General features: G+C 77.7%; 9 protein-coding genes. 6 read left to right on the plus strand and 3 right to left on the minus strand.

Translation table 11 applies throughout. The features are described 5' to 3' along the window. Positions 1–79 precede the first annotated feature (79 nt). The 3 genes from GTR02_RS17565 (at position 80) to GTR02_RS17575 (ending at position 2,943) form a co-directional block, all read left to right on the plus strand. On the plus strand, positions 80–1,153 hold the full coding sequence (locus GTR02_RS17565) for a type III polyketide synthase (protein ID WP_166608781.1): 1,074 nt from the start codon (positions 80–82) through the stop codon (positions 1,151–1,153). Then, positions 1,150–1,689 (plus strand): isoprenylcysteine carboxylmethyltransferase family protein, encoded by a 540-nt coding sequence (locus GTR02_RS17570; protein WP_166608782.1) that lies wholly within the window; start codon positions 1,150–1,152, stop codon positions 1,687–1,689. The genes GTR02_RS17565 and GTR02_RS17570 overlap by 4 nt, the downstream gene beginning before the upstream one ends. 66 nt (positions 1,690–1,755) lie before the next feature. Beyond that, positions 1,756–2,943, plus strand: coding sequence for a glycosyltransferase family 9 protein (locus GTR02_RS17575; RefSeq protein ID WP_166608783.1), 1,188 nt, complete (start codon positions 1,756–1,758; stop codon positions 2,941–2,943). A 57-nt stretch (positions 2,944–3,000) separates the two neighbouring features. Here the strand turns inward: GTR02_RS17575 and GTR02_RS17580 are convergent, their stop codons facing one another. Then, complete coding sequence (locus GTR02_RS17580) at positions 3,001–4,332, minus strand: MFS transporter (RefSeq protein ID WP_338073893.1); 1,332 nt, start codon at positions 4,330–4,332, stop codon at positions 3,001–3,003. Positions 4,333–4,357: 25 nt separating this feature from the next. After that, the gene (locus tag GTR02_RS17585) at positions 4,358–5,167 is read right to left on the minus strand and encodes a hypothetical protein (protein WP_166608784.1); all 810 of its coding nucleotides are present in this window, start codon (positions 5,165–5,167) and stop codon (positions 4,358–4,360) included. Between the two features lie 73 nt (positions 5,168–5,240). Between GTR02_RS17585 and GTR02_RS17590 the strand changes: the two genes are divergently transcribed. Continuing rightward, positions 5,241–6,023, plus strand: coding sequence for an ABC transporter ATP-binding protein (locus GTR02_RS17590; RefSeq protein WP_166608785.1), 783 nt, complete (start codon positions 5,241–5,243; stop codon positions 6,021–6,023). Positions 6,024–6,030: 7 nt separating this feature from the next. Here GTR02_RS17590 and GTR02_RS17595 read toward each other — a convergent pair whose 3' ends face one another. Next, positions 6,031–6,801, minus strand: a complete 771-nt coding sequence (locus tag GTR02_RS17595) for an aminoglycoside 3'-phosphotransferase (RefSeq protein WP_166608786.1) — start codon at positions 6,799–6,801, stop codon at positions 6,031–6,033. A gap of 145 nt (positions 6,802–6,946) precedes the next feature. Between GTR02_RS17595 and GTR02_RS17600 the strand changes: the two genes are divergently transcribed. Together GTR02_RS17600 and GTR02_RS17605 are read left to right on the plus strand one after the other, a co-directional pair. Next, on the plus strand, positions 6,947–7,462 hold the full coding sequence (locus GTR02_RS17600) for a sigma-70 family RNA polymerase sigma factor (RefSeq protein ID WP_166608787.1): 516 nt from the start codon (positions 6,947–6,949) through the stop codon (positions 7,460–7,462). After that, positions 7,462–7,839, plus strand: a 378-nt coding sequence (locus GTR02_RS17605) for a zf-HC2 domain-containing protein (protein ID WP_166608788.1), incomplete at its 3' end; no start/stop codon positions are given. The genes GTR02_RS17600 and GTR02_RS17605, both read left to right, overlap by 1 nt.

Consider the following 7,839-nt stretch of genomic DNA (forward strand, 5'->3'; position numbering starts at 1 on the left):
CACCCGGCCACCCCGCCACCCGGCCACCCGGCGGGCGGCCGGGCGGGCGGCGCCCGGACTCCGGTGCGAGCATCGCCGGGTGTCCCGGATCGTCGCCGTCGAGCCCGTCCTGCCCCCGCACACCTACGACCAGGCGGACATCACCGCCGAGCTCGCCCCCCTCCTGACCCACGACTCCGGCCGCCGCGCCGTGATGGAGCGGGTGCACGCCAACGCGGGGGTCGCCACCCGCCACCTCGCCCTGCCGCTGGAGCGCTACCGCACGCTGGACTCCTTCCAGGCCAGCAACGACGCCTTCGTCCGGGTCGCCCTCGGCCTCGCCGAGCGCGCGCTGACCGGGGCCCTGGCCCGCGCCCGGCTGCTGCCCACCGACGTCGACTTCGTCCTGTTCACCTCGGTCACGGGCATCTCGGCGCCCTCGGTGGACGCGCTGCTCGTCGCCCGCAGCGGCCTGCGCCCGGACGTGAAGCGGCTGCCCACGTTCGGCCTGGGCTGCGTGGCGGGCGCGGCCGGCCTGGCCCGGGTGCACGACTACCTCGAGGGCCACCCCGACGAGGTCGGCGTCCTCATCTCCGTGGAGCTGTGCTCGCTCACCGTGCAGCGCGACGACGACTCCGTGCCCAACCTCGTGGCCAGCGGCCTCTTCGGCGACGGCGCCAGCGCCGTCGTCCTGCTCGGCGACGCCCGGGCCCGCCGCACGCACGCCGCGGGCTGGGACGTCCAGGCCACCCGCAGCCGCATCTACCCCGACACCGCGGGCGCCCTGGGCTGGGACGTGGGGGGCACGGGCTTCCGCATCGTGCTGTCCGCGGCGCTGCCCGACATCATCGCCGCGCACCTCGGCGAGGACGTCGACCGCTTCCTCGCCGCGCACGGCACGTCCGCCGCGCAGGTGCCGACCTGGATCGCCCACGCCGGCGGACCCAAGGTGCTGCAGGCCGTCGCCGCCGCCCTGGACCTGCCGGCGGGCGCCCTGGAGGGCAGCTGGCGCTCGCTGCGCGACGTGGGCAACCTGTCGTCCAGCTCGGTCCTGCACGTCCTCGCCGCGGCGACGCCGGCCGCGCACGGCGAGCGGGCCGTCGTCGTGGCCCTCGGCCCCGGCGTCAGCCAGGAGCTGCTGCTGCTGCAGCACGTCGAGGAGGCCGCCGCGTGACGACGCTGTTCGTGGTGCTCGTGGTGGCCACCGCGGTCGAGCGGCTGGCCGAGCTCGTCGTGTCCACCCGCAACGCGCGCTGGTCCTTCGCGCGCGGCGGCGTCGAGTCCGGGCGCGGGCACTTCCCGCCCATGGTCGCGCTGCACACCGCCCTGCTGCTGGCCTGCCTCGTCGAGGTCCTCGCCGCGGACCGGCCCTTCGTGCCCTGGCTGGGCTGGCCGATGCTCGCGCTCACGCTCGCGAGCCAGGCGCTGCGCTGGTGGTGCATCACGAGCCTCGGCCCGCGCTGGAACACCCGGGTCGTCGTCGTGCCCGGGCTGGCGCCGGTCACCCGCGGGCCGTACCGGTTCCTGCGCCACCCGAACTACGTGGCCGTCGTCGTGGAGGGCTTCGCGCTGCCGCTCGTGCACACGGCGTGGACGACCGCGCTCGTGTTCAGCGTCCTGAACGCCGTGCTGCTGCTGGGGTTCCGGCTGCCGGCGGAGAACCGCGCGCTGGCGTCGCTGCCCCGGCCGGACGAGGCGGTGCCCGGCTAGGGGCACGACGGGGTACGAGCGGGAAACCCCGTCGACCGGCGGCGCCCCGGCCACGAGGATCGGGGGATGAGCCACCCGCCGAGCGCAGACGCCGAGAGCGTGCTGGTCGACTTCTTCTACGCCCAGCCCGTCGGCCACGCCGTCGAGGCCCTGCACCACGCCTACGCCGTGCACGCGGCCGACCGGACGCGCGAGGTGTCCGTGCTCCTCAACGCGGCCACCCCGACCGAGCTCGGCGACTGCTGCCCGTGGCTGACGGCCGTGCACCCCGTGCGGGCGCCGTTCCTGGCGCCCGCCCCGCAGGCCGCGGCCTCCCTCGCCTCCGTGCCACGGCAGTGGGACTGGGTCCTCGACGACCCCCGCCGCCACCAGCCCCTGCAGCTGGACCTGTTCCCCGGCATGCGCGACCACTACTCCGCCGCCGACGTCGCGTTCACCGCCCGCCGGGGGCGCCGGCCGCTGGGCGCCGTCCCGCCCAGCCGCTCGCGGCACCAGCCCTTCCGCCTGGAGCTGCCGGCCCCCGCGGTGGCCGCGGCGAGCGACCTCGCCCGCACGCTCACCCGCCCCGGCGCCCCCCTGCTCGCGCTGATGCCCGCCGGCTCGAGCCCGGCCTCGCACTACCCGTCGGCGGCCTCGTGGGTGACGGTCCTCGACGGACTGGCCCGGGCGCTGCCGCGAGCCCGGGTCCTGCTGGTGGGCCGGCGCACGCGGGACGAGCGCACGGCCACCTCCTTCGCCGAGGCGGACCTGCGCCGCCTGCTCGCCCACCCCGTGGTCGCCGGCGACGTCCTGGACGCGCCCCTGCTGGAGCAGCTGGCCGCCGTCCAGCGCTGCGCGCTGTTCCTGGCCCCCCACACCGGCTTCGGAATGGCGGCGCTCGCCGTCGGCACGCCCTGGCTCGCGCTGTCGGGAGGTCGCTGGTTCGAGTGGTACTTCGACCACGTGCCCTTCCGCAGCGTGGTCCCCGACACCACGCGCTTCCCCTGCTACTCGCAGTTCGACGCCGACACGCCCCTCGCCGACGACGACGGCGACGGCCCGCGGATCCCCAGCATGACCCGAGCGCGGGTGCAGGAGGACCTCCCGCGCCTCGTACACGCGGCGCGGGAGCTCCTCGCCGGGGCGGTGAGCTACGAGCAGTGCCTCGACGACTACGCCGCCGACCTCCTCGCGGCCCACGGTGGCGACGCCTCGGGCCTGTGGTCCTTCGACGACGTGCTGGCCGAGCACCTGCCGCCCCCACGCACCTCCTGACGCCCAGGGGCCGCGCCGCCGGACACCGGCCCGGCGCTCGCGGGCGAGCGGGCGCCCTCAGCGGGGGACGGGTGCCGACGGCTCGCCCACCGGCGCCGGTGCGGTCACCGGGGGCGCCCCGTCGGCGCGCCGCCCGACGAGCAGCGAGAGCGCGGCCGCGACCAGGCACAGCGCCCCCGCACCGAGGAACGCCCCGGCGTAGTCGCCGGTCGCGTCCCGCACGGCCCCCGCGAGGAAGGCCGCGAGCGCCGCCCCGAGCTGGTGGGAGGCGAAGACCCAGCCGAAGACGACGGCGCCCGCGTCGCCGAAGTGCTCGCGGCACAGGGCGATGGTCGGGGGGACGGTGGCGATCCAGTCCAGGCCGTAGAAGACGACGAAGACCCACGTCGCGGGGTCGACGCCCGGCGCCAGGACGCTGGGCAGCAGCAGCAGCGAGACGCCGCGCAGCGCGTAGTAGGCGAGGAGGAGGTAGCGGGCGTCGACGCGGTCGGTGAGCCAGCCCGAGGCGATGGTGCCCACCACGTCGAACAGGCCCACGAGCGCCAGCAGGGACGCCGCCGTCGTGGCCGGCATGCCGTGGTCGTGCGCGGCCGAGACGAAGTGGGTGCCGATCAGCCCGTTGGTGGTCGCGCCGCAGATGGCGAACCCCGCGGCGAGGAACCAGAACGCCCGGTGGCGCACCGCGAGGCGCAGCGCCGCGAACGCCGTCAGGGCCCGCGCGGGCGTCACGGGCGCCGGCCCGGACCCCGTCTGAGGCCCAGCGCCGTAGGCCGCCACGCCGCGGTCGGCGGGCCGCTCGTGCAGCAGGAGCAGCACGAGGGGGACGACCGCCAGGGCGACGGCCGCGACGACCAGCGAGGGCACGCGCCACCCGTGGGCCTGCGCGAGGTGCGCGACCAGCGGCAGGAAGACCAGCTGACCGGCCGAGGCGGCGGCGGCCAGGACCCCCGTCACGAGCCCGCGCCGGGCGACGAACCAGCGCCCGACGACGGTCGCGGCCAGCGACATGGCCATCGACCCCGTGCCCACCCCGACCAGGACGCCCCACGTCGCGACGAGCTGCCAGCGGGCCTCGACGACGGCGGACCCCGCTCCGCCCGCCGCGACCAGCAGCAGCGCGACCGTGACGACGCGCTGGACGCCGAAGCGGCCCATCAGCGCCGCCGCGAACGGGGCGATGAGCCCGTACAGCACCAGGTTGACCGACACCGCCGCGGAGATGCTCGCGACCGACCAGCCGAGGTCCGCGGACATCGGCGCGATCAGCGTGCCGGGCACGGAGCGGAACGCCCCGGCGGCCAGCAGCGTCGCGAACGTGACGGCGGCGACGCCCCAGGCGGGGTGCGGGCGGCGTCGCGCGCGCGCCGCGGGGCCGGCGGTCAGGGCCACGGGAGCAGGTGCGGGAGGCGGCGGCTCACGGGCGCGCGGGCTCGGTGTGGGCGTTGACCGCCGCGATCACCGCGCGGCGGGCGACGCCCGCCACCTCGCGCAGGGCCTGCGCCCGCGAGGCCGCCTCGTGGCTCGTGATGGCCGCGCCGTCGTCCTCGACCGCGAGGTCGACGATCGCGAGCACCCGGGCCGCGGTCTGCAGCACGCGCGCCGCGCGCGGCGAGACGGCGGGCGGGACCGCGTCGCGCGCGAGACCCCCGTCGCGGACCGCGGCGATCCGGTCGGCGGCGTCCTCCCGCCACCGGGCGACGTCGAGGTCGGCCAGCGCCTGGGTGGCCGTCACCAGCGCCGTGCGCAGCTCCCGCTCGGACTCCGCGACGGAGGAGCTCTCGGGCGCCCGCCGCGGGGCGGCCCCCAGCAGCGACCACGTGACCATCGCGCCCGGCTCGTAGACCGACCCGAACTCCGTGACCTCCGGGACCAGCGCCCACCGCTCCAGGGCGCCCGCCACCTCCACGACCACGCACTCCCCGGCCGCCAGCGCCACCGCGTTCACGCCGACGGGGCCCGGCAGGCCGCGCGGGTCGCCGGGCACGGGCAGCGCCAGCAGCAGCTGGGTGCCCCCCGCCTCGCTCAGGCACGTGAGCAGCGTCAGGAGGTCGTCGGCGCGGGCGGCCGGCAGCCGGGGCAGCGCGGGTGCGTCCTCCTCCCAGCGCACGGCGTGCGGTTCGTCGTCGCGGACGACCGCGCGCACGGCGTCGCGCACCGGCACGGTCCCGGCGAGAGCGCTGCTGCCCCAGGCAGCCAGCCGCGCGGATCGAGGCAGGTCGAGCACGGCGGCAGCCTACGACGCGGGGGCCGGCGGCCCCGGCTGGCCGCGCCCGGGGCCGTGGCTAGGGTCGGGCCCCATGAGCGACGTGCTGGACCTGCGAGCGGTGACCGTGCGGCGCGGGCAGAGCCTCCTGCTGGACGCCGTCGACCTCGCGGTCGACGACGGCGAGCGGTGGGTCGTCCTGGGCCCCAACGGCGCCGGCAAGTCCACGCTGCTCTCCGTCGCCGCGGGCCGGCTGTTCCCCACCGCCGGCACCGTGGGCATCCTCGGCGAGGTGCTCGGCACGGTCGACGTCTTCGAGCTGCGGCCGCGCATCGGCCTCGCCAGCACGGCCCTGTCCCGCGCCGTCCCCGCCTCCGAGCGGGTGCGCGACGTCGTCGTCACCGCCGCCTACGGCGTCACGGGCCGGTGGCAGGAGAGCTACGAGCGCGACGACCTCGACCGGGCCGGCGAGCTCCTCGGGCTGCTGGGCGTCGGGCACCTGGCCGACCGCACCTACGGCACCCTCAGCGACGGCGAGCGCAAGCGCACGCAGATCGCGCGCGCCCTCATGACCGACCCCGAGCTGCTCCTGCTCGACGAGCCCGCGGGCGGCCTGGACCTCGGCGGCCGCGAGGACCTCCTGCGCCGGCTCACGGCGCTCGCGGCCGATCCCGCGGCCCCCACGACCGTGCTCGTGACGCACCACGTCGAGGAGATCCCCGTCGGGACCACGCACGCGCTCCTCCTGCGGGAGGGCCGGTCGGTCGCCTCCGGGCCCGTCGAGGAGGTGCTGACGTCGGCGCAGCTGTCCGCGGCGTTCGGCCTGCGGCTGGACGTCACCGCCCGCGGCGGCCGGTTCAGCGCCCGCGCCGCCTGACGCGCCGTCACGGCCCCGCGTGCCACAGCGCGCGGTAGTAGGCGGTGCGGCGGGCGTCCTCGGCGACGCCGTAGGCGTCCAGCAGGGGCTGCTCCCAGCCCGGGCCGTAGTTCCACGTCGTCGCCAGCGTGGCGATCGCGAGGTCGGCCCAGCGGTCGGCGACCCCGAGGGCGGCCAGGTCGACGTGACCGGCGACGCCGCCGTCGCGGCGCAGCAGCGTGTTGGGGGAGCAGGCGTCGCCGTGGCAGACGACCAGGCGGTCGACGGGTGGGGGGTCGAGCAGCGCCCGCGTGTCCCCGACCGCGTGGGCCAGCCGGTACCCCGCCGACCAGTCGAAGGGGCAGTCGGCGACGGGCAGCGCGTCGTGCAGCTGCCGCAGGCCGCGTCCGAGCGCGGGGACGGCCACGTCGGGACGCGCGCGCCAGTGCGCGCTCACCGCCGTGTCCCCGTCGATCCCGGCGGTCAGCAACCAGGAGCCCTCCGCGTCGGAGGCCACGTCCAGCACGCGGGGGACCACCGTGAACGGCGCGGCCCACCGCATCCGGGCGGCCTCACCGGGCAGGTCGACGGGTGAGGTCCGCGGCTGCCACTTCGCGAACCGGACACCCGCCTCTGCGTGAACCTCAGGGTGAGGGTCGCGGGGCTCGACCACCGGTCGAGGGTCGAGCCGGAACGTGACGCCGCCGTGGTCGTTCCTCCACACGGGGACGGCGGTGCCTCCGGCGGCGAGCCGGCGCACGGCGGCGGGCACGGGAACGGGACCGGCCGGGATGGTCATGCCCGCACGGTACGCAGGCCCCGCCGCGGACCGAGGGGGGCCGAGGGGTGCCGTCCGCGCCGATCGAACCCGCGGGGCGCGCGTCTCATGGTGAGGTCGGGAGCGGGTCGTCCTCCACGGTGCGACCGGTCGGGGACGAGGACGGGTGGGGGCGGCGGTGGAGGCGGACGAGCAGCTCGTGCGGGCGCTGCACGACGAGCACGCCGGCGCGCTGTGGGGCTACGTCGTCTCGCTGACGGGGGACCGCGCCAGCGCCCACGACATCGTGCAGGAGACGCTGCTGCGCGCCTGGCGGCACCCGGAGGCGCTCGAACCCGAGCGCGGTTCGACGCGGGGCTGGTTGTTCACGGTGGCCCGGCGGCTCGTCATCGACGACTGGCGCTCCGCCCGGTCGCGGCGCGAGGCGGTCACCGCGCAGGTGCCCGACCGCGTCGTGCTCGACGAGTCCGAGGCGGTCCTGCAGTCGTGGGTCGTCGCGCAGGCGCTGACGCGCCTGTCGCCGGAGCACCGCGCCGTGCTGCGGGAGTGCTACTTCCACGGCCGGTCCGTGGCCGAGGCCGCGGCGGTCCTCGGCGTCCCGGAGGGCACCGTGAAGTCCCGGACCCACTACGCGCTCATGAACCTGCGGCTGGCGCTGCAGGAGATGGGGGTGACGCGCTGATGACCCGCGAGGACCCCGAGGCGGCCGGGTCGCCCGACCGGTTCGCCACCGACGCGGGGGCCTACGTCCTGGGGGCCCTCTCGCCCGCCGACGCCGAGGCCTTCGCGCGCCACCTGCCCGGCTGCGCCTCGTGCCGGACGAGCGTGCAGGAGCTCGCGGCCCTGCCGGGGCTGCTCTCGCGCGTGCCCGTCGACGCCGTCCGCGACGCGGTCGAGGGGCCGTCCACCGACGGCCGGCCCACCGCCGCGGTCGACGCCGCTCCCGGGCCGGTGCCCCGCACCCTGCTGCCCGCGCTGCTGCGCTCGGTGCGGGCGCAGCGGCGTCGCCGGCGGTGGGCCGCGGGCGTCGCGGGCGGCCTGGTCGCGGCCCACCGCCGG

This window comes from Kineococcus siccus (assembly GCF_009906795.1).
GTDB classification, from domain to species: domain Bacteria; phylum Actinomycetota; class Actinomycetes; order Actinomycetales; family Kineococcaceae; genus Kineococcus; species Kineococcus siccus.